Source organism: Cryobacterium sp. TMT3-29-2 (genome assembly GCF_004564305.1).
Lineage (GTDB): Bacteria > Actinomycetota > Actinomycetes > Actinomycetales > Microbacteriaceae > Cryobacterium > Cryobacterium sinapicolor.
Genome location: NZ_SOGK01000139.1, coordinates 15,873 through 38,626, shown reverse-complemented (window position 1 = coordinate 38,626; position 22,754 = coordinate 15,873). Strand labels below are relative to the sequence as shown.

Here is a 22,754-nt window from a genome sequence, read left to right as displayed (position 1 = left end):
CGCAGCCCTCGGCGTGCTCGCCGCGGCCGGCGGGCAGCTGATCTCGGCCGGCGTCCGGGCGACGGATGCCGCGCGCGCCCGCTTCACGCTGCCGGCCGCGGCCGTTCCCGGTGCCCCGATCCCGGCCGGAGCCGAGCTGGACATCCCCGGCCTGGCCCCGCTGATCACCCCGAACACCGAGTTCTACCGCATCGACACGGCCCTGCAGGTGCCCCGAATCGACCCGGCAACCTGGACGCTGAAGATCACCGGCATGGTCGAGGAGGAGGTCGAGATCGGTTTCGCCGAGCTCCTCGCCCTGCCCCTCGAGGAGAGCACGACCACCCTCACCTGCGTCTCCAACGCGGTCGGCGGCGACCTGATCGGCAACGCGACCTGGCTGGGCTACCCGATCCGCCTGCTGCTGGCGCAGGCCCGGCCACTCTCCGGGGCCGACATGGTGCTCTCCCGCAGCGAGGACGGCTGGACCGCCAGCACCCCGCTCGAGGTGCTCACCGACGACCGCAACGCGATCCTCGCGGTGGGGATGAACGGGGAGCCGCTCCCCCTCGAGCACGGCTACCCGGTGCGCATGGTCGTGCCCGGGCTCTACGGCTACGTCTCGGCCACGAAGTGGGTGGTCGAGCTGAACGTCACCCGCTTCGACCAGGCGGCCGCCTACTGGACGACGCGCGGCTGGACCGCCCAGGGGCCGGTCAAGCTCTCTGCCCGCATCGACGTGCCGCGCCGGAACGCCGACGTCGCGGCCGGACCGGTGACCGTGGCGGGCGTGGCCTGGTCGCAGCACGTGGGCATCCGTTCCGTGCAGGTGCAGGTCGACGACGGCGCCTGGAACGACGCCACCCTGGCCGACGCCATTTCGGCCGACACCTGGCGGCAGTGGAGTTGGGTCTGGCCGGCGGCCCCGGCCGGGCGGCACACCCTGCGGGTGCGGGCGACGGATGCCGCGGGTCTGGTGCAGACCTCCGTGCGCCGGGACGTGATCCCCGACGGGGCAACCGGCCTGCACGACATCCCGGTCACGGTCGCCTGAACCGTCGGTCGCCACCCCGCGACAGCTGACCGGCGCGGGCGTATCCTCAACAGCGAAAACCACGCAGTGTGCCGGCGCATCGCCGCGCCCAGCTTGACGTGCCCCCGTTGGAGAGGACCGGAATCATGCGCACCCAGACGAAACTGAACGCCGCCGACCTGCGACACTTCGAGAAGCTGCTGCGCCACCAGCGCCACGATCTCGACATCGCGCTCGGCCGAATCGGCACGACCCTCGACGATGTGATCGAGGCCCGCAACTCCGGCACGGCCGACGACGAGCACGATCCTGAAGGCCCCACACTGACCATGGAGTGGTCGCGCATCTCGGGCGTGCACAGCGACCTGGAGGCGACGTCCACGACCATCGACCAGGCCCTGGCGCGCATCGCGGACGGCAGCTACGGGCTGTGCACCCGCCGCGGCGAACCGATCGGGCGGGAACGACTCGAAGCCCGTCCGGCCGCCGCCCTGTGCATCGACTGCGCACGCGAACTGGAAGCGCAGCGCCGGGCCTGACCGGACCTAGACCTCGTCGGCGACCGCCGCCGCGAACTGGGCGTTGTACAGGGCGTGGTACGCGCCATCCGCTGCCAGCAGTTCTTCATGCGTGCCCAGCTCGACGATCCGGCCGGCCTCCATCACCAGGATCAGGTCGGCGTCCCGGATCGTGGAGAGCCGGTGCGCGATCACGAAACTGGTGCGGTCGACGCGGAGGGCGCTCATCGCCTTCTGCACGAGCACCTCGGTGCGCGTGTCGACGGAGCTGGTCGCCTCGTCGAGGATCAGCACGCTGGGCTTGGCGAGGAACGCGCGGGCGATCGTGAGCAGCTGCTTCTCGCCGGCGCTGACGTTGCCGCCCTCGTCGTCGAGCACGGTGTCGTAACCCTCGGGCAGGGTGTGCACGAACCGGTCGACGTAGGTCGCGCGCGCCGCGTCCAGGATCTCCTCCTCCGCGGCATCCGGTCGTCCGTAGGCGATGTTGTCGCGGATCGTGCCGCCGAACAGCCAGGTGTCCTGCAGCACCATGCCCATGCGCCCGCGCAGGTCGTCCCGCGTCATCCGGCTCACGTCCACGCCGTCGAGGGTGATCCGGCCGGCGTCGAGCTCGTAGAAGCGCATCATCAGGTTCACCAGGGTGGTCTTGCCGGCCCCGGTGGGGCCGACGATGGCCACGGTCTGGCCGGGCTCGGCCACCAGGCTGAGGTTCTCGATCAGCGGCGTGTCCGAGGTGTAGCGGAACGAAGCGCCCTCGAAGACCAGCCGGCCGTGGGCGGCCGTGGGGGTTTCGGCGGGCTCCGAGTCGGGGCTCTGCTCGTCGGCGTCGAGCAGGGCGAAGACCCGCTCGGCCGAGGCGACGCCGGATTGCAGCAGGTTCGCCATCGACCCGAGCTGGGCGAGCGGCTGGGTGAACTGCCGGGAGTACTGGATGAACGCCTGCACGTCGCCGAGCTGCATGGCCCCGGATGCCACCTGGAGACCGCCAACGACGGCGATCCCCACGTAGACGAGGTTGCCGATGAACGTCATCGCCGGCATGATCAGGCCGCTGACGAACTGGGCGCCGAAGCTGGCCTCGTAGAGCTCGTCGTTCTTGGCCCGGAAGCGCTGCTCGACCTCCTTCTGGCGACCGAACACCGTGACCAGGGCGTGGCCGGTGAAGGTCTCCTCGATCTGGCCGTTCAGCTCGCCGGTATGGGTCCACTGCGCGACGAACAATTTCTGTGACCGCTTGGCGATCAGCACGGTCGTCACCAAGGTCAGCGGAACGGTGACCAGGGCGATCAGGGCCAGCAGCGGGGAGAGCAGGAACATCATCACGATGACGCCCACCACGGTCAGCAGCGAGGTGACGGCCTGGCTCAGCGACTGCTGCAGGCTCTGCGAGACGTTGTCCACGTCGTTGGTGACCCGGCTGAGCAGTTCGCCGCGCTGCACCTTGTCGAAGTAGCGCAGCGGGAGGCGGTTGATCTTGGCCTCGATGTCACTGCGGAGCCGGAACACGGTGCGCTGCACGACGCCGTTGAGCAGATAGGCCTGCACGTAGGCGAACGCCGCGGACAGCACGTAGAGCACCATCGCCCAGAGCAGCACGGTGGAGAGCATCGCGAAGTCGACGCCCTGGCCCGGCGTCAGCGTCATCCCGCTGAGCAGGTCGGCCTTCCCGGTGTCGCCGGAGGCGCGCAGCTGGTCGATCAACTGCGCCTGGCTCACCCCGGCGGGCAGGTCCTGGGAGATGAGGCCGGAGAAGATGAGGTTCGTGCCCTCGCCGAGCAGGCGCGGGCCGAGCACGGAGAAGGTGACGCTTGCGACGGCGAGCACCAGGACCAGTCCGAGCCACAGCCGCTCGGGACGCAGCCTACCGAGCAGCCGTTGGGCCGACGGTCCGAAGTTCATGGCCTTCTCGGCCGGGGCGCTCATGCCGCCGAACGGGCCGTGCCCGGGGCCGGGGCCGCGCGCGGGAGGACGGTCCGAGCCTGAGCTCGGGGTGGCGTGGCTCATGCCGCTTCCTCCGCCGCGAGCTGGGATGACACGATTTCCTGGTAGGTCTCGTTGGACTCGAGCAGTTCGTCGTGGGTGCCGCGGCCGACGATGCGCCCCCCTTCGACCACCAGGATCTGGTCGGCGCCGACGATGGTCGAGACCCGCTGGGCGACGATCACCATGGTGGCGCCGCCCGTGCCGAGGGCCAGGGCCTGGCGCAGCCGGGCATCCGTCGCCAGGTCGAGCGAGGAGAACGAGTCGTCGAAGATGTAGAGCTCGGGCCGTTTGACCAGGGCCCGGGCGATGGCCAGGCGCTGCCGCTGCCCGCCGGACACGTTCGTGCCGCCCTGCGCGATCGGCGCATCGAGGCCGTCCGGCATCTCCGCCACGAAGTCGCGGGCCTGCGCTATGGTGAGGGCCTCCCAGAGCTCCGCCTCCGTGGCGTCCGGCTTGCCGTAGAGCAGATTGCTGCGCACGGTGCCGGAGAACAGGTACGGCTTCTGCGGCACCAGCCCGATGTTGCCCCAGAGCAGGTCCGGGTGCAGCTCGCGCACGTCGACCCCGTCGACCCGCACACTGCCGCTGGTGGCGTCGAAGAGCCGCGGCAGCAGGTTGACCAGGGTGGTCTTTCCCGCGCCGGTGCTGCCGATGATCGCCGTCGTCTGGCCCTGGTGCACGGTGAAGCTCACATCGGAGAGCACGGGCTGCTCGGCGCCGGGGTACGCGAAGCCCACACCCACGAGCTCCAGTTCGCCGCGGCCGACGGTGTCGACGACGGGGTGCCGCGGCGGGCGCACGCTGGACTCGGTGTCGAGCACCTCGCCGATCCGGTCGGCCGACACGGTGGCCCGCGGGATCATCACGGCCATGAAGGTGGCCATCATCACGGCCATCAGGATCTGCATCAGGTAGCTGAGGAAGGCGACCAGGGTGCCGACCTGCATGGACCCGTCCTCGATCCGGAACGCCCCGAACCAGATCACGGCCACACTGGACACGTTCAGCACGAGCATGACGACCGGGAACATCAGTGCCATCAGGCGGCCGGCCCGCAGTGCGGTGTCGGTGACATCCGTGTTCGCCGTGCCGAACCGCACGGTCTCAACGTCTTCGCGCACGAACGCGCGGATGACTCGGATGCCCGTGAGCTGCTCCCGGAGCACCCGGTTGACGGTGTCGATGCGGGTCTGCATCAGCCGGAACAGGGGCACCATCCGTACGATGATCAGCCCGACACCGATCAGCAGCACGGGCACGCTCACGGCGATCAGCCAGGACAGCTGCACGTCCTGCCGGATGGCCATGATCACTCCGCCGACGGAGAGGATCGGCGCGGTGACCATCATGGTTGCGGTCATCAGCACGAGCATCTGCACCTGCTGCACGTCGTTGGTCGACCGGGTGATCAGCGACGGGGCACCGAACCGGGTGACCTCCTGCTCGGAGAACTCGCCGACCCGGGTGAAGACGGCGCCGCGCAGGTCCCGCCCGAGCGCCATGGCGGCCTTCGCGCCGAAGTAGACGGCGACGATCGCGCACACGATCTGGAACAGCGTGATCAGCAGCATCAGGCCGCCGATGCGCAGGATGTACTCGGTGTCGCCCGTGGCGACGCCCTCGTCGATGATGTCGGCGTTGAGGGTGGGCAGATAGAGCGAGGCGATCGACTGCGCCAGCTGGAACACGACGACGGCCGTCAGCAGCCGCCGGTACGGCCGCAGGTACTTCACAAGCAGTTTCCAGAGCACCGGGTCTCCTAGCGGGTGGCGTTGGACGGCGCCGTGGAGCCGAGGATGCCGTAGAGGATGAGGGCGGTCAGCTCGTCGTCGTCGAAGCCGGGGCCGGCCGTGATGTGGGGCACGGATGCCGCGAGTGCGATCATCCGGATGACCTGCGCCGCCCGCTCCGGGGCGACGGTGAAGCGCAAGAGGTCAGGCGCGAGAACGTCGGCGAGCAGCACGGTGAACGCGTGCGCGATGTCGTGGGTGTGAGGTCTGCCCATCGAGCCCACCGCCGTCATCAGCGCGAAGACCTGCGCGAAGCGGCGGCGCAGCAGGGTGACCACGGCGCGCACCCGCTCCTCGAGCGGGAGCTCACGATCGAGCGCGGCGAGTTCGAGACGGAACGGCTCGGGGTCGAGCTGACGGTCCATGGCCGCCCTGAGCAGGTCGTCCTTGCTGTCGAAGGCCCGGAAGATCGTGCCCTCGGCGATGCCGGCGCACTGGGCGATCTGCCGGGTGGTGACGGTCTGGCCGTGCTCGATCAGCAGGGGGGTGACCGCGTCGAGGATCATCGCCTGCCGGTCCTCGATGGACAGGGATCTCGCGCGGGCAGGTTTGGCGGACATCCTTCGACTTTATATGAGTGAGCGCTCACTCACAAGGTGGATGCGAGGTCGGATTCGAGGTCAGGTTCGGGACGACGGCTCAGGCGAAGAGCTCCGAGATCCAGGCCACGTCCTCGGGCGTCGGCCGCCACGCGCCGCCCTCGGTGGCGTTCTGCAGGATCTGTTCCGGGCGGGTGGCCCCGGCTATGACGCTGGTGAGTCCCGGCTGGGCCAGCAGCCAGGCGAAGGTCGCGGCGAGCATGGTCACGCCACGCTCGTCGCAGAACTCCTCGTACTTCTCGACGACGTCCCACGGTGCGTTCTCGACCAGGTGCGGCCGGACCATCATGATCCGGCTGTCCGCGGGGCCGCCCGCACGGGAGAACTTGCCCGTGAATAGCCCGTTGTAGAGGGGGAAGAAGGGCAGGAAGCCGAGGCCGTAGGCATTGACGGCGGGCAGCACCTCGTCTTCAACGTCGCGCACGAGCAGGCTGTATTCGTTCTGGGCCGAGACGAACCGCGGATGCCCGTTCAGCCGGGCGGTGAACTCCGCCTCCGCGATCTGCCAGCCGGCCAGGTTCGAGTGGCCGATGTAGCGCACCTTGCCCTCGCGGATGAGGTCGTCGAGGGTCTGCAGGGTCTCCTCGATCGGGGTGTGAGGGTCAGGCTCGTGCAGCTGGTAGAGGTCGATCCAGTCGGTTTGCAGACGACGGAGGGACGCCTCGACGGCGAGACGGATGTAGCGGCGCGAGCCGCGCGCCCCCCAATCGGGTCCGTTGCGGCCGTTCATGTCCATGCCGAACTTCGAGGCGAGCACGATCCGGTCGCGCCTGCCCCGCAGCGCGTGGCCCATCAGCGTTTCGCTGAGCCCGCGCTCCGCGCCGTAGATGTCGGCCGTGTCGAACAGGGTGATCCCGGCGTCGACGGCCGCGTTGACGACGGCGGTGGTTCCGGCCTGAGTCTGGGTCGCCGTTCCGGCGCGGCCGAAGTTGTTGCAGCCCAGGCCGATCGTGGAAACCATGAGCCCCGACTCGCCCAGTGTGCGGTATTCCATCTGCTCCATTCCTCCACATTAGGCGCGCCGGCCTGTGCTAAACAGGACTCAACTACAAAGGGGTACCAGTGAGTCGTTCCACGCTCGGAGTCATGTCACGTTCGGGTAAGCCGAATGAACGTCGTTTGCCCATTCATCCGTCACATTTCGAACGGATCGATCCGGATCTCCGGGGGCGCATGTTCCTCGAACTCGGCTACGGCGAGCAGTTCGGCGTGTCGGACGAGCAGTTGGCTCCGCTCGTGGGTGGACTGCGCTCGCGCGCGGACCTCATCACGGAGTGCGACGTCATCCTGCTCGCCAAGCCTCTGCTGGAGGATGTCGCGGCCCTCCGCGACGGGCAGGTGCTCTGGGCGTGGCCGCACTGCGTGCAGGACGCGCAGCTTACCCAGCTGGCCATCGACAAGCGGCTGACCCTGATCGCGTTCGAGGCGATGAACCACTGGACCAATGGCGGCGAATTCCACCTGCACGTGTTGCACAAGAACAACGAGCTCGCGGGGTACTGCTCCGTGCTGCACGCCGTGTCGCTGATCGGCTCGACGGGCGACTACGGGCGCAGGCTCCGGGCCGCGGTGATCGGCTTCGGGGCCACCGCCCGGGGTGCCGTGACGGCGCTCAACGCCCTCGGCGTCTACGACGTCACTGTGCTGACCAATCGGGACGTGACCGCGGTCAGCTCCCCGATCCACTCCGCCCAGATCGTGCGACTCGGCCACGGTGACGGCCCGAACGCGAATTACGCCCTGCCGGAAAACGAGCGGGTGCCGCTGCCCGAGTTCCTCGCCGGCCACGACATCGTCGTGAATTGTGTGCTGCAGGACCCCAATGCCCCGCTCACGTTCCTGACTGAAGACGATCTCGCAATGGTCGCCCCGGGGTCGCTGATCATCGACGTGTCCTGCGACACCGGCATGGGGTTCAGCTGGGCGAGGTCCACGACGTTCGACCAGCCGACCTTCCTGGTCGGCACCAACGTCACGTACTACGCGGTCGACCACAGCCCGTCGTATCTTTGGAACTCCGCCACCTGGGAGGTCAGCGAGGCGCTGCTACCGTACCTGCACGATGTGCTCGCGGGCGAGGCCGCCTGGACCGCCAACGAGACCCTGCGCCGCGCGATCGAGATTCGCGATGGCATCATCCAGAATCCCAACATCCTGGCGTTCCAGCACCGCGCCGCGGAGTACCCTCACCCCCGGCTCCCCTGAGACCGGTCGGCTCCTCCCCAGCCCGGCCGGGAGCCGCTCCCCCCGCCAGGTCCGAAACCCGCGAGGTGCGCGGGGTGCCTCCGACTACAGTCGAGGCATGACGACCATCGGAACCTTCCTGATCCGGCTGCCCAGCCCCATCGGGCGGCTGGAACTCACCAGTGACGCCGAGCGCATCCTCTCGCTCTCCATCGAACACGACGGTCACCTGCCCCTCGAAGACACCCCGGAGTCCCCGTCGCCCCTGCTCGAACGGGCCGCGACGCAGCTGACGGAGTACTTCGCGGGCACCCGCACGGTGTTCGACCTGCCCGTGACGCCGAGCGGAGGCAGTGCGTTCCAGCGGGGCGTCTGGCAGCGACTGTCCGAACTCGGCTTCGGCGAGGTGACCTCGTACGGCGAACTGGGGCGCTCGCTGGGCAGGCCGGGGTCCGGCCGGGCCGTGGGCGGCGCCGTGGGGGCGAACCCCGTGCCGATCCTGATCGGCTGCCACCGGGTGCTGGCGGCCGACCGCCGCATCACCGGCTACAGCGGCGGCAGCGGTGTGCCCACCAAGGTCTGGCTGCTCGACCACGAGGGGATCGAGCACCGTTCATGAGCGCAGAGACGATCGGCGCAGTGACGACCGCGGCCACGACATCCGTGTCACTGACGCTCGGCGACGACGGACTCGCCCGCTGCGGTTGGGTCGGCGACGACCCCGAATACCGGCGCTACCACGACGAGGAGTGGGGACGGCCGCTCCGGGACGAGCGGCTCCTGTTCGAGAAGCTGTGCCTCGAGGGGTTCCAGGCCGGCCTGTCCTGGATCACCATCCTGCGGCGCCGGCCGGCTTTCCGGGCCGCGTTCCACGACTTCGACGTCGACCGCGTGGCCGTGATGGACGAGACGGAGGTCGACCGGCTGCTCACCGATGCGAGCATCATCCGGCACCGCGGCAAGATCCAGGCCACCATCCGGAACGCCCAGGTCACCCGCGATCTCGGCAAGAGCCTGACCGGCCTGATCTGGGGCTTCGCGCCCGAACCCCGCGCGGTCCGCCTGCGGGACCTCGCGGAGGTCCCGGCGATCACACCGGAGTCGACGGCCCTGAGTCGGGAGCTCCGCAGCCGTGGCTACACGTTCGTCGGTCCCACCACGATGTACGCCCTGATGCAGTCGGCCGGGCTGGTCGACGACCACCTGAGCGGATGCCACCGGGCGACCCACGGCTGACCACCGCCGCTCGGTCGGCCGCGCGCGGCCCGACCGTCGCCCCCTCCCTCCCCCTAGCGGAGGGCGGGCAGCAGGCCGAGAGCCTGAACGGCCTCCCGCTCCTCGATCAGCTCGGCGACGGATGCGTCGATCCTCGCCCGGGAGAACGCGTTGATCGCCAGGTCCGGAACGATCTGCCAGCGGCCGTCGACCGCGCGCACCGGGAAGGAGCACACGAGCCCCTCCGGCACGCCGTAGGAGCCGTCGGAACTGACTCCGGCCGAGGTCCACCGCTCGCCGGTCCCGTTGACCCAGTCGTAGATGTGGTCGATGGCCGCCGACGCCGCCGACGCCGCCGACGAGGCCCCGCGGGCCTGGATGATCTCGTAACCCCGGTTCGCCACCCGGGGGATGAACTCCTCGGCGAGCCAGTCCTGCCCCACCAGCTCGGAGACCGGTCGCCCGCCCGCTGTCGCGTGGAAAACATCCGGGTACTGGCTCGCGGAGTGGTTGCCCCAGATGGTGAGTCCGTCCAGCGCGGCGACGTGGACGTCCAGCTTGCTGGCGAGCTGGGCGATGCCGCGGTTGTGGTCCAGGCGCGTCATCGCGGTGAACCGGTCGGCCGGAATGTCGGGCGCGAAGGCACTGGCGACCAGGGTGTTGGTGTTGACGGGGTTGCCCACGACCAGGACGCGAACGTCGGCCGCCGCGCCCGCGTTGAGGGCGGTTCCCGCCGGGCCGAAAATGCGCCCATTGCTTTCGAGAAGCGCGACGCGCTCCATGCCGACGGCGCGGGGCCGGGACCCGACCAGAAGGGCGATGTTGACGCCGTCGAAGGCGCGCACGGGGTCTTCGGTGACCGTTACCGACCAGAGCAGGGGGAACGCGCAATCTTGGAGTTCGAGGACCGTGCCCTCCGCTGCCGCGCGCCCCGCTGGGATCTCCAGCAGAGTCAGATTGATGGGTGTGGAGGGGCCGAGGAGGTCTCCCGATGCGATCCGAAAGAGCAGCGAGTAGCCGATCTGTCCGCCGGCGCCGGTGACGGTGACATTCATAGGTGTGGACACGAATGCCAGCCTAGGGCCGGAACGGTCCGGCGTCAGCCTTGGGTTGCCTCGACCTGGATGGACACGACCAGATCCACTTCTCCGTCCGCGCCCGGGCGCAGCTCGAACCCGGCTCCCGGCGCCCAATCGAGCAGCTCCCCGGCGGTGCCGAAGGACTGACCGTGACGAATCAGCGCCCGCGTGAAGTTGCCCTTGGCCTTCTTGTTGAAGTGGTTCAGGGTTCGGGTTCGGCCGTCCGCCGTCTCCGTGACCACGCGCAGGTACAGCGAGTCGGGCCGCACCGGCGCGGCGCCGAGCGCCACGTACCCGTTCGAGCGGAGGTCCAGCAGAAGCCCGTCGGAGCCTCCCAGGACGCCGCGCACGGCGTCCGCCCAGTGCTTCTTCAGCGGATGCTCCGGCAGCCGGGAGTCGCAGGACAGCCGGTAGGCCGGGAGGAGATCGAGAGCGCCGACCGGCCCGAACAGGGCCGAGTGCACCAGCACGTTCCGGCCGGCCCAGTCACGCTCGCGTGCAGAGAGGCTCGCCGCGTCGAGCGCGTCGTAAACCACTCCGGTGTACCGGTCGATGGCGGGCATGGTGGCGGAGGAGGCCAGCAGGCGATTACGCTCCACCTCGCCGGACTGCGTGCGGCCGAGTTTGAGAGCGGACATCATCGCATCCGGGTGCTTCGCAAGGGACTGCAGCGCACGCACAAGTACCCGCCGCTTGGATGCAAGCGACGGGTACGTGAGGTTCTTCAGGTCAAGCGGTAATTCGATGCCGCCGAGACGTTTCGTCTCGGACGGCGGCAAAAGGATCAGCACTCTGGCTAGACGAGTTCTGCCTTGCGTGCGACGATCGTGACCACGTTGTTGGCGACCGACAGGAAGCCGTCCGCCGCCTCGGCGACGATCTTCTCGCCACCGCTCAGGGTCACGCGCACCTCACCGCTGGCCAGGATGGCCAGCATGGGCTCATGCCCGGGGAGGATTCCGATCTGGCCTTCGACGGTGCGAGCGACAACCATGCTCGCCTCGCCGGACCACACTTCATGGTCCGCCGCGACGACGCTGACCTTGAGCGGAGCACCGGCCATGACTAGTCGTTCTCCTTCTGGATTTTCGCCCACTTCTCTTCGACGTCGGCGATGCCGCCGACGTTGAAGAAGGCCTGCTCGGCCACGTGGTCGAAGTCACCGTTGGCGATGGCCGTGAAGGACTCGATGGTGTCCTTGAGCGGAACCGTCGAACCCTCGACACCCGTGAACTTCTTGGCCATGTAGGTGTTCTGCGACAGGAACTGCTGGATGCGGCGTGCGCGGGAGACGGTGACCTTGTCTTCCTCGGAGAGCTCGTCGACACCGAGGATCGCGATGATCTCCTGGAGTTCCTTGTTCTTCTGCAGGATCGCCTTGACGCGCACGGCCGTGTTGTAGTGATCGGCACCCAGATAGCGGGGGTCGAGGATGCGGCTGGTCGAGGTGAGCGGGTCGACGGCCGGGTAGAGGCCCTTCGACGCGATTTCACGCGACAGTTCGGTGGTCGCGTCGAGGTGGGCGAAGGTGGTCGCCGGGGCCGGGTCGGTGTAGTCGTCAGCAGGCACGTAGATGGCCTGGAGCGACGTGATCGAGTGGCCACGGGTCGACGTGATGCGCTCCTGGAGGATGCCCATCTCGTCCGCCAGGGTCGGCTGGTAGCCGACGGCGCTCGGCATGCGGCCCAACAGGGTCGACACCTCGGAGCCGGCCTGCGTGAAGCGGAAGATGTTGTCGATGAAGAGCAACACGTCCTGCTTGGCGACGTCGCGGAAGTACTCGGCCATCGTGAGGGCGGAGAGGGCGACGCGGAGACGCGTTCCCGGCGGCTCGTCCATCTGGCCGAACACGAGGGCGGTCTTGTCGAAGACACCGGCCTCTTCCATCTCGTGGATGAGGTCGTTGCCCTCACGGGTGCGCTCACCGACACCGGCGAACACGGACACTCCACCGTGATCCTGCGCGACGCGCTGGATCATTTCCTGGATCAGAACGGTCTTGCCGACTCCGGCCCCACCGAATAGGCCGATCTTCCCACCCAGAACGTACGGGGTGAGCAGGTCGATGACCTTGATGCCGGTTTCGAAGAGCTGGGTCTTGGACTCCAGCTGGTCGAAGGGCGGCGGCTTGCGGTGGATGGGCCAACGCTCGGTGATCTCGATCGTCTCGCCGGGCTCCGCATTGAGCACCTCGCCAATGGCGTTGAACACGCGCCCCTTGGTGACGTCTCCGACGGGGACCGTGATGGGCGAGCCGGTGTCCCGGACTTCCTGGCCACGGACCAGACCATCGGTCGGGTTCAGCGCGATGGCCCGGATGAGGTCGTCGCCCAGGTGCTGGGCGACCTCGAGCGTGATCACGGTCGACACATCACCGATGACGATGGTGGTCTTCAGTGCGTTGTACATGCCCGGAATCGAGTCGTGCGGGAACTCGATGTCGACGACCGGGCCCGTGACGCGGGCGATTCGGCCCACGGCGACGGTCTCGACCGGTGCATGGACTGGCGCGGTTGCGGTGTCAGTCATAGCTCTCTCTTCTCTTAGTGCTTGGCGGATGAGAGCGCGTCGGCTCCACCCACGATCTCGGAAATCTGCGACGTGATCTCGGTCTGCCGGGCGTTGTTGGACAGCCGGGTGTAGTCCTTGATCAACTTGTCCGCGTTGTCGGAGGCCGATGACATGGCCTTCTGACGCGCGGCGTGCTCGGCTGCGGCGGACTGCAGCATGGAATTGAAGATGCGGCTCTCGATGTAGACGGGGAGCAGCGAGTCCAGCACCGTTTCAACATCCGGTTCGAACTCGTACAGCGGCAGGACCTGGCTCTCACCGGGCTCTTCGACGCCTTCGACGACCTCGAGCGGAAGCAGGCGGACAACCTGCGGAAGCTGCGTGACCATGCTGACGAACCGGTTGTAGACGACGTGGATCTCGTCGACGCCGCCGTCGTCGGCTTCGCGGAGGAAGGCCTCGAGCAGTGCGTCGCTGATCTCGCGGGCAGTCTCATACTGCGGCTGATCGGTGGAACCGGTCCAGGTCTGCTCGGACACGCGGCGGCGGAAACTGAAGTACGCGGCGGCTTTACGCCCCACCAGGAAGTAGACGATGTCCTTGCCCTGGCTGCGCAGCAACTCGCTGAGCGACTCGGCCTCACGCAGGACCTGCGAGCTGAACGCGCCGGCCAGTCCACGGTCGGAAGCGAAGATGACGACCGCGGCGCGCTCGATCTTCTCCGGCTCGGTCGTGAGCACGTGGGCCACGTTCGAGTAGGTAGCGACCGCGGACACTGCCTGCGTGATGGCACGGGCGAACGGGGTTGACGCGGCGACGCGGGCCTTGGCCTTTTGAATGCGCGAGGCAGAGATCAACTCCATGGCCCGAGTGATCTTCTTAGTCGTCTGGGCAGACTTGATCTTCTGCCGGTAGACCCGAAGTTGCGCTCCCATGTGTCTCCTGTGCTTCCTTGTCAGTGCTGAATTGGTGCGGGTGATCGAGTGATTCCGGCCGCGTCCCCGACTCGGGCGAGTCGGGGACGCGGCCGCGCCACTTAGCGGCGGTGCTTGACGATCTTCTCCTGGTTGACCTCGTCGGCGGCGATCGCCTCGAAGACTTCCTTGCCCACCGAGGCGAGCGGCTTGCCCTCACCCGTCTGGAACCCCTGCTTGAACTTGTCGACCTCGATCTCGAGCGTCGCGATGGTCGCGTCGTCGAGAACATTGGTGTCGCGCAGCGTCGTGAGAACGCTCGTGGTGCGGCCGAGGTGGTCGAGCAATCCGCGCTCGAAGCGCAGGACGTCGGCCACGGGCACCTCATCGAACTTGCCGTTCGTGCCGGCCCAGATCGAAACGACCTGGTCTTCGACCGGGTACGGCGAGTACTGCGGCTGCTTGAGCAGTTCGGTCAGGCGGGCGCCACGGCCGAGCTGGCGACGGCTCGTCGCGTCGAGGTCGGAGGCGAACATCGCGAAGGCCTCGAGGGACCGGTACTGGGCCAGTTCGAGCTTCAGGGTTCCGGAAACCTTCTTGATCGATTTGACCTGGGCGTCACCGCCGACTCGGGAGACCGAGATTCCCACGTCGACCGCGGGACGCTGGTTGGCGTTGAAGAGGTCGGACTGCAGGAAGATCTGGCCGTCGGTGATCGAGATCACGTTGGTCGGAATGTACGCGGAGACGTCGTTCGCCTTGGTCTCGATGATCGGCAGGCCGGTCATCGATCCGGAGCCGAGGGCGTCGGACAGCTTGGCACAACGCTCGAGCAGGCGGGAGTGCAGGTAGAACACGTCACCGGGGTACGCTTCGCGTCCCGGCGGACGGCGCAGCAGGAGGGACACGGCGCGATATGCCTCGGCCTGCTTGGACAGGTCGTCGAAGATGACGAGAACGTGCTTGCCGGCGTACATCCAGTGCTGGCCGATGGCCGAACCGGTGTACGGCGCGAGGTACTTGAACCCGGCCGGGTCGGAGGCCGGGGACGCGACGATGGTCGTGTACTCCATGACTCCGGCATCCTCGAGCGCGCCCTTGACGGCGGCGATCGTGGAGCCCTTCTGGCCGATGGCGACGTAGATGCAGCGAACCTGCTTGTTGACGTCTCCCGAAGCCCAGTTGGCCTTCTGATTGATGATCGTGTCGATCGCGATCGCGGTCTTGCCGGTCTGGCGGTCACCGATGATCAACTGACGCTGACCACGGCCGATCGGAATCATGGCGTCGATGGCCTTGATTCCGGTTTGCATGGGCTCGTGGACCGACTTGCGGTCCATCACGCCGGGAGCCTGAAGCTCCAGTGCGCGGCGGCCTTCGCTCTTGATCTCACCGAGACCGTCGATGGGCGCGCCCAGCGGGTCGACGACACGGCCGAGGTAGCCGTCTCCGACGGGTACGGAGAGTACCTCACCGGTGCGGTGCACCTCCATGCCCTCGACGATTCCGGCGAACTCGCCGAGGACGACGACGCCGATCTCGTCTTCGTCCAGGTTCTGGGCGAGTCCGAGGGTGCCGTCAGCGAACTTGATGAGCTCGTTGGCCATCACGCTGGGAAGGCCCTCGACGTGCGCGATGCCGTCGCCGGCCGTGGTGACGTAGCCAACCTCGGTCGTCGCGGTCTTGTTCGGCTCGTAGGACTTCACGAAGTCCTGGAGAGCGTCGCGGATCTCATCGGGGCTGATCGTTAGTTCTGCCATCATCTTCCCTTTTCTGTACTGGGTGTACAGGTTCTGTCGTGCACGAGACGCTGCCGTCCCGAGGTGTGTGGTACTGACTGAAGCGGTCAGCCAGCGAGCTGGAGTCTCAGATCTTTAAGGCGGGTGGCAATGCTGCCATCGATGACGACGTCACCGATTTGAACGTGGACGCCCCCGACGAGAGCGGGGTCGACAACCTGGTTGATCGTGAGCTGACGCGCGTAGCGCACCGACAGGCTGGCGCGCAGGCGCTCAACCTGTTCCGGAGCAAGAGCGGCCGCCGACGTGATCGTTGCGATTGACGTGCCCGACTGGTCGGCGACGGTGGATGCCGCGTAGCGCAGCAATTCACCGATGCGGCGACCGCGAGGCTGCTGCACGAGGTGCCGGACGATTGCCAAGGTCTGGTCGCTGACCTTGCCGGCCAGCAACGAGTCGACGAGGCCGACTTTGGCGCTCGCCTTGCCCAGTTTGCTGGCCAGGGCCAGCTCGAGCTCGGAATTGGACGATACGGCTGTGCCGAAGGCGAACAACTCGCTTTCGACCTGACCGGCGGCCGGAGCCGAAGCCGCAATGGACCGCAGACCCAGGTCTTCGATCCCGGCGAGCAGGTCGTCGTGGCTGGACCAGCGCGTCGCGGAGACCTTCTGGATCAGCTCGAGCGCGGCCGGGGTCAGCCCCGACGCGAAGACCGCACGAACCAGTGCGGCCTTCGCAGCATCATCCGCTGCCGGGTCGGCGAGAGCCGACAGCAGCTGAGACGACTCACCGATGACCCGGCCGGCGTTCAACAGGCTTTCACCCGTCGCCAGATCGGCCGTGCTTGCGTTGGCAGCCAGTGCCGCCCGCGACGTGGCCAGAGCTTCTCTGGTGGCGCTTCCCATTACTTAGCTGCTTTCTCCGAGGCCTCAAGATCAGCCAGGAAACGGTCGACAATGGCACTGGACTTCGCGTCGTCGGTCAGGCTTTCGCCGATCACGCCGGATGCGAGGTCGATGGCCAGGGTTCCCACTTCGGAGCGGAGCGAGACGACTGCCGCCTGGCGCTCTGCTTCAATCTGGGCCTTGGCGTTCGAGGTGACGCGAGCGGCCTCGGCCAGAGCCTGATCCTTGTGCTCGGCGATGATCTTGTGTCCGTCGGCGCGAGCCTGCTCACGGATCTGGCCGGCTTCGGCACGAGCGTCGGCGAGCTGGGCCGTGTACTGCTCGAGAGCAGCTTCGGCCTTGCGCTGAGCGTCGTCGGCCTTGGCGATGTTGCCTTCGATGGCCTCGGCGCGGTCGTCGAGCAGCTTCTGCATTTTCGGCAGCACGTACTTCCAGAAGAAGAACAGAATGACGACGAAAATGACCAAGGACCAGACAATGTCATAGACCGCGGGGAGGAGCGGGTTCGCCGACTCCCCCTCTGCAGCAGCTGCAATCACTGCGTTAAACATTGTGCCTCCTGACTAGAGAGAAAAGAGGACTAAACGAAGATGAAGTAGGTGGCGATGCCGATGAAGGCAAGCGCCTCCGTGAAGGCGATACCGATGTACATCAGCACCTGCAGCTGGCCGGCCAGTTCAGGCTGACGTGCGACACCCTCGATGGTCTTGCCGACGACGATACCCACGCCGATGGCCGGGCCGATTGCGGCGAGGCCGTAACCGACAGTCGCGATGTTGCCGTTGATTTCCGCGAGAACGGTTGTTGCGTCCAACATGTTTCCTTCCGTAGTGACAAATTCAGCGAGTGCTGGATTTGTTGTTTAGTGTTCCTCAGCCAGCGCGAGCTGGATGTAGACAGCGGTGAGCAGAGCGAAAATATAGGCCTGCAGCAGGGCGATCAGGACTTCGAACAGCGTGAAAGCGAAGCCGAAGACCAGGGTGCCCACACCGAACAGCTTGAATCCGCCGTCTGCCGTGAAGAAGAAGAATTGCGTGGCGCTGAAGAACAGCACCAGGAGCAGGTGGCCGACGATCATGTTCATCAGCAATCGGAGCGTCAACGTGATCGGCCGAATAACGAACGTCGAAATGAATTCGATCGGCGTCACGATGATGTAAAGGAACGGCGGGACCCCGGGAGGGAACAGCGCGTTGCGGAAGAAGTTGCCCGGGCTCTTCTTGACGCCGGCGTAGATGAATGCGCCGTAGGCCACGAGAGCCAGAACCAGCGGAACCCCGATCACGGAGGTGCCGGCGATGTTCAGGAAGGGGATCGGACCGGTGATGTTCAGGAACAGCACCATGAAGAAGATGGTCGTGATCAACGGCAGGAAGCGCTTGCCGTCTTTCTTGCCGAGGATGTCTTCGGCGATGTTGACCCGGGCGAAGTCCAGGCCCATCTCGACGATGCTCTGCATTCGGGTCGGGATGACCTTCATGCGGCGGGTGCCCAGCCAGAAGACCAGCAGCAGCACGGCCACGGCAAGGAATCGGACGAGCATGATCCGGTTGATTTCGAATGGTGTCCCGGCGAAGAAAATCGCCTCCGGGAAGAATTCGCCAATCGTCGGACCGTTGAAGCCACCCTCATCGGTGGCGAACGGAATCATCAGGTTTACGGCGGTTTCTAGCAGCGCTTTCTCCTGTTTCGGGGCGGGAAGCTCTGCTCTCGCGATGACGAATGATGGGCCGGGCAGCTGTGCGACATGGCACAGAAAGACCGGGGCGAACCGTGGCTAACCATAGCAAAGATTGGACTCGGCACCGAATCGAGGCGCGGCGTCATCCCTGGTCGGATGGAGCGGGGAGCGTGATGTCGCTGACGTAGGGCATTCTGCTTTTCATCAGCACGAAAACGTCGACCAGGAGTGAGCCCACGACCCCGGCGATGATGCTGAGGAACAGCACCACCGGCTGGATCCACGGCTGGTCCTTGAGCAGGACCATCAGCAGCAGGAAGACCACGAATTTGACCAACCAGCCGCCCATGACGATGCCGAAGAAGGCGCCGATGGCCGCCGCGGTGCCGGCGAAGCGGTTCGCGAGCAGAATGCTGCCCGCGGTGATGCCCATGAAGACCACGGCCATCAGTGTGCCGATCAGGGCGCTCACAACGCCCGAACTTCCGGCGACGAAGCCACCGATGACGGCGCCTAGGAGGGCGATCCCGCCGGCGAGGAACGATCCGTAGACGAGGATGCGGCGCAGGACCGGGACCGATGTGGGCTGAGATGAACGGGGTGGTGCGCTGGTCATACCTTCTCCTCCGCCGTCGCCGACGCCTCATCGAGGCGGTCGAGCCGGGCGATTTCTTCTCGGTGTTCGTTCGTTCGGGCGAGCTGGCTGGCTGACTCGACGGCCTTGCGCCGACTCAACGGCGCCAGAGTCACGAGGGTGCAGACCAACAGCGCGACGAACAGGAAGATTGTGGCATACCACGCGGGCAGCCCGAAATGCACGGGAAGCAGGAAGTAGAGCAGGCATCCGATGGATGCCGCCGCGGTCCAGCCGTAGAAGATCAGCACCGCGTGCAGGTGCGAATGTCCCATGTCAAGGAGCCGGTGGTGCAGGTGCTTGCGGTCGGCACTGAAGGGGGATTTGCCGGCCCGGACGCGCCGGAACACCGCCAGACCGAAGTCCAGGAGCGGAATGATCAGGATCGCGACGGGCAGGATGATCGGGATGAACGCCGGGAAGAGCTGCGACCGGTTGACGGAGGTGGGGTCGACCTGGCCCGTGATCGCAATGGCGGACGTGGCCATCAGCAGACCGACCAGGAGCGCGCCGGCATCCCCCATGAACAGTTTCGCCGGCCGCCAGTTGAGCGGCAGGAAGCCGACGCAGGCACCCACCAGGATGGCCGCGATCAGCGAGGCGAGGTTGAAGTAGTTGCTCGGCGAGGTGTCCCGGGCCAGCAGGTAGCTGTAGAGGAAGAACACGCCGTTCGCGATCAGCGCCACGCCGGCGACGAGCCCGTCGAGCCCGTCGATGAAGTTGATCATATTCATCACGATCACGATCACGACCACGGTGATCATGATCGACATCCAGGAGGACCCGACGGTCAGCCCGCCGATCGGCAGCGACAACACCTGCACGCCCTGCCAGGCGATGAGGCCGGCCGCGATGAACTGCCCGGCCAGTTTGGTCATCCAGTCGAGGTCCCAGAGGTCGTCGGCCACCCCCAGCAGCACGATCAGCAGGGCTGCGCCCAGGATGGCGAGGATCTGCTGGGGATCGCTGAAGATGAGGCGCAGCGGCGCGAAGCGGGCCGCGACCAGGTAGGCCACTCCGAAGGCGGCGACGATGCCGACGAAGATCGCGATCCCGCCGAGGCGGGGAGTCGGAAGCGTATGCACGTCGCGTTCGCGGATCTTCGGGTAGAGCCGGTAGCGGTGGCTGAGCTTGAGGACGAGCACGGAGAACCCAAAGGTAACCAGGGCAGAGACCAGGCTGAGCAGGATGAAGACGGTCATGGCTACCCTGCGTCCGCCGCGGGATCGTCCGGTCCGGAGGTCGCCTCGACGGCAGGCCCGGCGGATGTCTCGGCGGCGGTCTTGGACACAGGCAGGCGGAACCCGATCGGCGCGAGAGCCTCGCCGATGACGGCCCCGATGGCCTCGCGTGAAATCACGCCGTTCCGTACGATGACGACCTTGCCGCCGTTGGACTCGAAGCCGGTCGCATCCACGATGGTCGACGAGGTGTCCCCCGGCCGGTCGCCGATGGGTTCGTAGCCGAGTCCGGCCGTCCCACCGTCGAGGTAGACAGCCACGCTGCCGCCGAGCATCTCCTCGGCGCCTTCCGCGTCGATGGCGGAGGGTCGACCACTCGTATTGGCGGATGACACGGCCAGGGGCCCCGTCTCGGAAAGGAGGTCGAGGGCAACCGGGTTGGCGGGCATCCGCAGGGCCACCGTGCCTCGGGTCTCGCCCAGGTCCCAGGCCAGTGACGGCTGGGCGTTCAGCACGACCGTGAGGCCGCCGGGCCAGAACGCGGCAACGAGCTCGCGCACCGGTTGCGGGATGTTCTGGGCCAGGGCGTCGAGGGTGGGGATAGCGGGAATCAGCACGGGTGGCGGCGAGGAGCGGTCGCGGCCCTTGGCGTCGAGGAGGCGCTGCACGGCGTCCGGGTCGAAGGCGTCCGCGGCGATGCCGTAGACCGTGTCGGTGGGGATGACAACGAGCGCGCCGCGGCCGATGGCCGAGCGCGCGAGCCTCATGCCGGCCGCGTATTCCGTGTCAACCGAGCAGTCATAGATGCGAGTCATTGTGCCTGATTCTAATGCAGCCACCCGGAGGGAGCCGTCCTCACCGATCGGAGGGCCCGGGGGCGACGGCCGTGGTGGCGCGGTCGCGGGTGGTGTAGTCGCGGTGGGTGGCCGGGGCGCGCCAGCCGTCCGCGGTCAGGAGAGCCCTGATCTCGGCGCCTTGGAGTTCACCGTGCTCGATCACGATCTGGCCGCCGGGACGCAGGAGACGCAGGGCCGTGCGGGAGACGTGCCGCACCACGTCCAGCCCGTCGGGGCCTCCGAACAGGGCACGGGCCGGATCGAAGAGGCGAACCTCAGGGTCGCGCGGGATCGCATCCGCCGGGATGTAGGGCGGGTTGGAGATCACCACGGCCACGGTGCCGTCGAGTTCGCTCAACGCGTCGGTGAGGTCGTCGAACACCAGGGTGGCATTGTCCGCGGCAACATGCTCGAAGTTGCGGGAGGTCCAGGGGAACGCCTCGGGCGAATTCTCGACCGCCCAAATACGCGCGTTCGGCACCTCGACCGCCAGGGCGAGGGCGATGGCGCCGCTTCCGGTGCCGAGGTCCACGCCGATCGGCTCCGCGTCGGGAAGTGCACGGAGCGCGTCGATGGCGAACTGCGCCACCTGCTCCGTCTCGGGGCGGGGAACGAACACACCCGGTCCGACGAAGAGTTCGAGACCGCGGAATGGTGCCCGCCCGGTGATGTGCTGCAACGGCTCGCGCAGGGAGCGGCGACGAACGAGTTCGAGGGCGACCGCGGCATCCGTGGCGTCGAGGGCGGTGCGCAGGATGGCGGCGGCCTGCACCTGGCCGCGGCTCTGCCCCAGAACATGGCCGATCAGGAGGTCGGCGTCGACGTCGGGGTCGCCGATTCCGGCCCGGGAAAGGATGTCGATGGCCCGGGCGCGCAATTCGGCAATGTCGGCAGAAATGGGGCCGATGGGAATGGAATCGCTGCCGGGTGGAGTTGTCACGTATTGAAATGTAACGCACGCGCACGCCCGATGCCGGAGCCGTAGGCTGGGCGAGGTTCGTGACCCCGATCGAAAGGCGACCACCGATGCCCGCTCAGATTTACTCCGACATCACCGCTGCCGTCGGCAGGACACCCCTGGTCAGACTCAATCGGCTCACGGCAGGCCTCGACGCAACTGTGCTGGTCAAGCTGGAGTTCTACAACCCCTCGGGCAGTGTCAAGGACCGGATCGGGATCGCGATCGTCGATGCGGCCGAGGCCTCCGGCGAGCTGGCCCCGGGCGGGACCATCGTCGAGGCAACCAGCGGCAACACCGGGATCGCCCTCGCGATGGTGGGAGCCGCCCGCGGGTACACCGTCATCCTGGCGATGCCGGAGACCATGAGCCGCGAACGCCGCCAGCTGCTGCGTGCCTACGGGGCACAGATCGTGCTGACGCCGGGCTCCGAGGGCATGCGCGGCGCGGTCACCAAGGCCGAGGAGATCGCTTCCGCCACCCCCGGGGCGGTCCTGGCCCGTCAATTCGACAACCCGGCCAACCCGGCCATCCACTACGCGACCACGGGCGTCGAGATCTGGGACGACACCGCGGGCGCCGTCGACATCCTCGTCGCCGGGATCGGCACCGGAGGCACCATCACGGGCACCGGTCAGCTGCTCAAGGAGCGCAAGCCCTCCGTGCGCGTCATCGGCGTCGAGCCGATCGACTCCCCCATCCTCACCGGCGGCAAGCCCGGGCCGCACAAGATCCAGGGCATCGGCGCCAACTTCATCCCGACCGTTCTCGACACGCACGTCTACGACGAGGTCGCCGACGTCACGCTCGCCGATTCCGTGTCCACGGCGCGCCTGCTGGCCACCGATGAGGGCATCCTCTCCGGCATTTCCGGCGGATCCGCCGTCTGGGCCGCCATCGAACAGGCCAAGCGCCCCGAGAACGCCGGCAAGACCATCGTTGCGATCATGCCGAGCTTCGGCGAACGCTACCTCTCCACCGTGCTCTACGAGGACCTGCTGGACTAGGCGGGAAC

At 67.2% G+C, this 22,754-nt stretch carries 24 protein-coding genes; 6 read left to right on the top strand and 18 right to left on the bottom strand.

Features of this window, described 5'->3' with window-relative positions; translation table 11 throughout:
• Both E3O67_RS16540 and E3O67_RS16535 read left to right on the top strand, forming a co-directional pair.
• The coding region (locus E3O67_RS16540) for a molybdopterin-dependent oxidoreductase (protein WP_135103186.1) at positions 1 to 1,033 on the top strand (1,033 nt) is incomplete at its 5' end.
• A 125-nt stretch (positions 1,034 to 1,158) separates the two neighbouring features.
• Positions 1,159 to 1,551, top strand: a complete 393-nt coding sequence (locus E3O67_RS16535) for a TraR/DksA C4-type zinc finger protein (protein WP_135103185.1) — start codon at positions 1,159 to 1,161, stop codon at positions 1,549 to 1,551.
• 6 nt (positions 1,552 to 1,557) lie between these two features.
• Here E3O67_RS16535 and E3O67_RS16530 read toward each other — a convergent pair whose 3' ends face one another.
• The 4 genes from E3O67_RS16530 to E3O67_RS16515 form a co-directional block, all read right to left on the bottom strand.
• Positions 1,558 to 3,534, bottom strand: coding sequence for an ABC transporter ATP-binding protein (locus E3O67_RS16530; RefSeq protein WP_135103184.1), 1,977 nt, complete (start codon positions 3,532 to 3,534; stop codon positions 1,558 to 1,560).
• Positions 3,531 to 5,264: an ABC transporter ATP-binding protein gene (locus tag E3O67_RS16525; protein WP_134432591.1), complete on the bottom strand. Its 1,734-nt coding sequence runs from the start codon at positions 5,262 to 5,264 to the stop codon at positions 3,531 to 3,533. The genes E3O67_RS16530 and E3O67_RS16525 overlap by 4 nt, the downstream gene beginning before the upstream one ends.
• A gap of 8 nt (positions 5,265 to 5,272) precedes the next feature.
• On the bottom strand, positions 5,273 to 5,863 hold the full coding sequence (locus E3O67_RS16520) for a TetR/AcrR family transcriptional regulator (protein WP_135103183.1): 591 nt from the start codon (positions 5,861 to 5,863) through the stop codon (positions 5,273 to 5,275).
• Between the two features lie 79 nt (positions 5,864 to 5,942).
• Positions 5,943 to 6,905 (bottom strand): aldo/keto reductase, encoded by a 963-nt coding sequence (locus tag E3O67_RS16515; RefSeq protein ID WP_134432587.1) that lies wholly within the window; start codon positions 6,903 to 6,905, stop codon positions 5,943 to 5,945.
• Positions 6,906 to 6,988: 83 nt separating this feature from the next.
• Between E3O67_RS16515 and E3O67_RS16510 the strand changes: the two genes are divergently transcribed.
• The 3 genes from E3O67_RS16510 to E3O67_RS16500 all read left to right on the top strand — a co-directional run bounded on the left by E3O67_RS16510 (position 6,989) and on the right by E3O67_RS16500 (position 9,322).
• The gene (locus E3O67_RS16510; protein ID WP_167726702.1) at positions 6,989 to 8,107 is read left to right on the top strand and encodes a N(5)-(carboxyethyl)ornithine synthase; all 1,119 of its coding nucleotides are present in this window, start codon (positions 6,989 to 6,991) and stop codon (positions 8,105 to 8,107) included.
• Between the two features lie 97 nt (positions 8,108 to 8,204).
• A complete protein-coding gene (locus tag E3O67_RS16505; protein WP_135103181.1) occupies positions 8,205 to 8,705 on the top strand; it encodes a methylated-DNA--[protein]-cysteine S-methyltransferase in 501 nt (166 codons plus the stop codon).
• The gene (locus E3O67_RS16500; RefSeq protein WP_135103180.1) at positions 8,702 to 9,322 is read left to right on the top strand and encodes a DNA-3-methyladenine glycosylase I; all 621 of its coding nucleotides are present in this window, start codon (positions 8,702 to 8,704) and stop codon (positions 9,320 to 9,322) included. Before E3O67_RS16505 ends, E3O67_RS16500 begins: the two co-directional genes overlap by 4 nt.
• A 53-nt stretch (positions 9,323 to 9,375) precedes the next feature.
• On the opposite strand, the gene E3O67_RS16495 is transcribed toward E3O67_RS16500, so the two are convergent.
• From E3O67_RS16495 to prmC, 14 genes are all read right to left on the bottom strand, one after another.
• Positions 9,376 to 10,356, bottom strand: coding sequence for a malate dehydrogenase (locus E3O67_RS16495; protein WP_135103189.1), 981 nt, complete (start codon positions 10,354 to 10,356; stop codon positions 9,376 to 9,378).
• 44 nt (positions 10,357 to 10,400) lie between these two features.
• A complete protein-coding gene (locus E3O67_RS16490) occupies positions 10,401 to 11,171 on the bottom strand; it encodes a YaaA family protein (RefSeq protein ID WP_135103179.1) in 771 nt (256 codons plus the stop codon).
• Between the two features lie 5 nt (positions 11,172 to 11,176).
• Entirely contained in the window at positions 11,177 to 11,443 is a 267-nt protein-coding gene (locus E3O67_RS16485) for a F0F1 ATP synthase subunit epsilon (protein WP_134432577.1), read from the bottom strand.
• Between the two features lie 2 nt (positions 11,444 to 11,445).
• Positions 11,446 to 12,909 (bottom strand): F0F1 ATP synthase subunit beta, encoded by a 1,464-nt coding sequence (atpD, locus tag E3O67_RS16480; RefSeq protein WP_134432575.1) that lies wholly within the window; start codon positions 12,907 to 12,909, stop codon positions 11,446 to 11,448.
• A 14-nt stretch (positions 12,910 to 12,923) separates the two neighbouring features.
• Positions 12,924 to 13,826 carry a F0F1 ATP synthase subunit gamma gene (locus E3O67_RS16475; RefSeq protein WP_134432573.1) on the bottom strand — a complete coding sequence of 301 codons (903 nt, stop codon included), beginning with the start codon at positions 13,824 to 13,826 and terminating at the stop codon, positions 12,924 to 12,926.
• Positions 13,827 to 13,927: 101 nt separating this feature from the next.
• Complete coding sequence (gene atpA, locus E3O67_RS16470) at positions 13,928 to 15,565, bottom strand: F0F1 ATP synthase subunit alpha (protein WP_134432571.1); 1,638 nt, start codon at positions 15,563 to 15,565, stop codon at positions 13,928 to 13,930.
• Between the two features lie 86 nt (positions 15,566 to 15,651).
• Positions 15,652 to 16,449 (bottom strand): F0F1 ATP synthase subunit delta, encoded by a 798-nt coding sequence (locus E3O67_RS16465; protein WP_134432569.1) that lies wholly within the window; start codon positions 16,447 to 16,449, stop codon positions 15,652 to 15,654.
• Positions 16,449 to 17,000: a F0F1 ATP synthase subunit B gene (locus E3O67_RS16460; RefSeq protein WP_134432567.1), complete on the bottom strand. Its 552-nt coding sequence runs from the start codon at positions 16,998 to 17,000 to the stop codon at positions 16,449 to 16,451. The genes E3O67_RS16465 and E3O67_RS16460 overlap by 1 nt, the downstream gene beginning before the upstream one ends.
• Positions 17,001 to 17,029: 29 nt before the next feature.
• The gene (gene atpE / locus E3O67_RS16455) at positions 17,030 to 17,266 is read right to left on the bottom strand and encodes an ATP synthase F0 subunit C (RefSeq protein ID WP_174722269.1); all 237 of its coding nucleotides are present in this window, start codon (positions 17,264 to 17,266) and stop codon (positions 17,030 to 17,032) included.
• Between the two features lie 45 nt (positions 17,267 to 17,311).
• Complete coding sequence (gene atpB / locus E3O67_RS16450; protein ID WP_134369997.1) at positions 17,312 to 18,100, bottom strand: F0F1 ATP synthase subunit A; 789 nt, start codon at positions 18,098 to 18,100, stop codon at positions 17,312 to 17,314.
• A 172-nt stretch (positions 18,101 to 18,272) separates the two neighbouring features.
• Entirely contained in the window at positions 18,273 to 18,746 is a 474-nt protein-coding gene (locus E3O67_RS16445; RefSeq protein WP_134432565.1) for a hypothetical protein, read from the bottom strand.
• Entirely contained in the window at positions 18,743 to 19,966 is a 1,224-nt protein-coding gene (locus tag E3O67_RS16440) for an MraY family glycosyltransferase (protein WP_135103178.1), read from the bottom strand. The genes E3O67_RS16445 and E3O67_RS16440 overlap by 4 nt, the downstream gene beginning before the upstream one ends.
• A 2-nt stretch (positions 19,967 to 19,968) precedes the next feature.
• Positions 19,969 to 20,760, bottom strand: coding sequence for an L-threonylcarbamoyladenylate synthase (locus tag E3O67_RS16435; RefSeq protein WP_135103177.1), 792 nt, complete (start codon positions 20,758 to 20,760; stop codon positions 19,969 to 19,971).
• Positions 20,761 to 20,800: 40 nt separating this feature from the next.
• Positions 20,801 to 21,721 carry a peptide chain release factor N(5)-glutamine methyltransferase gene (gene prmC / locus E3O67_RS16430; RefSeq protein WP_370260560.1) on the bottom strand — a complete coding sequence of 307 codons (921 nt, stop codon included), beginning with the start codon at positions 21,719 to 21,721 and terminating at the stop codon, positions 20,801 to 20,803.
• Positions 21,722 to 21,807: 86 nt separating this feature from the next.
• On the opposite strand from prmC, the gene cysK reads away from it, so the two are divergent.
• The gene (gene cysK / locus E3O67_RS16425) at positions 21,808 to 22,746 is read left to right on the top strand and encodes a cysteine synthase A (RefSeq protein ID WP_134432557.1); all 939 of its coding nucleotides are present in this window, start codon (positions 21,808 to 21,810) and stop codon (positions 22,744 to 22,746) included.
• The last annotated feature ends 8 nt before the right edge of the window (positions 22,747 to 22,754 follow it).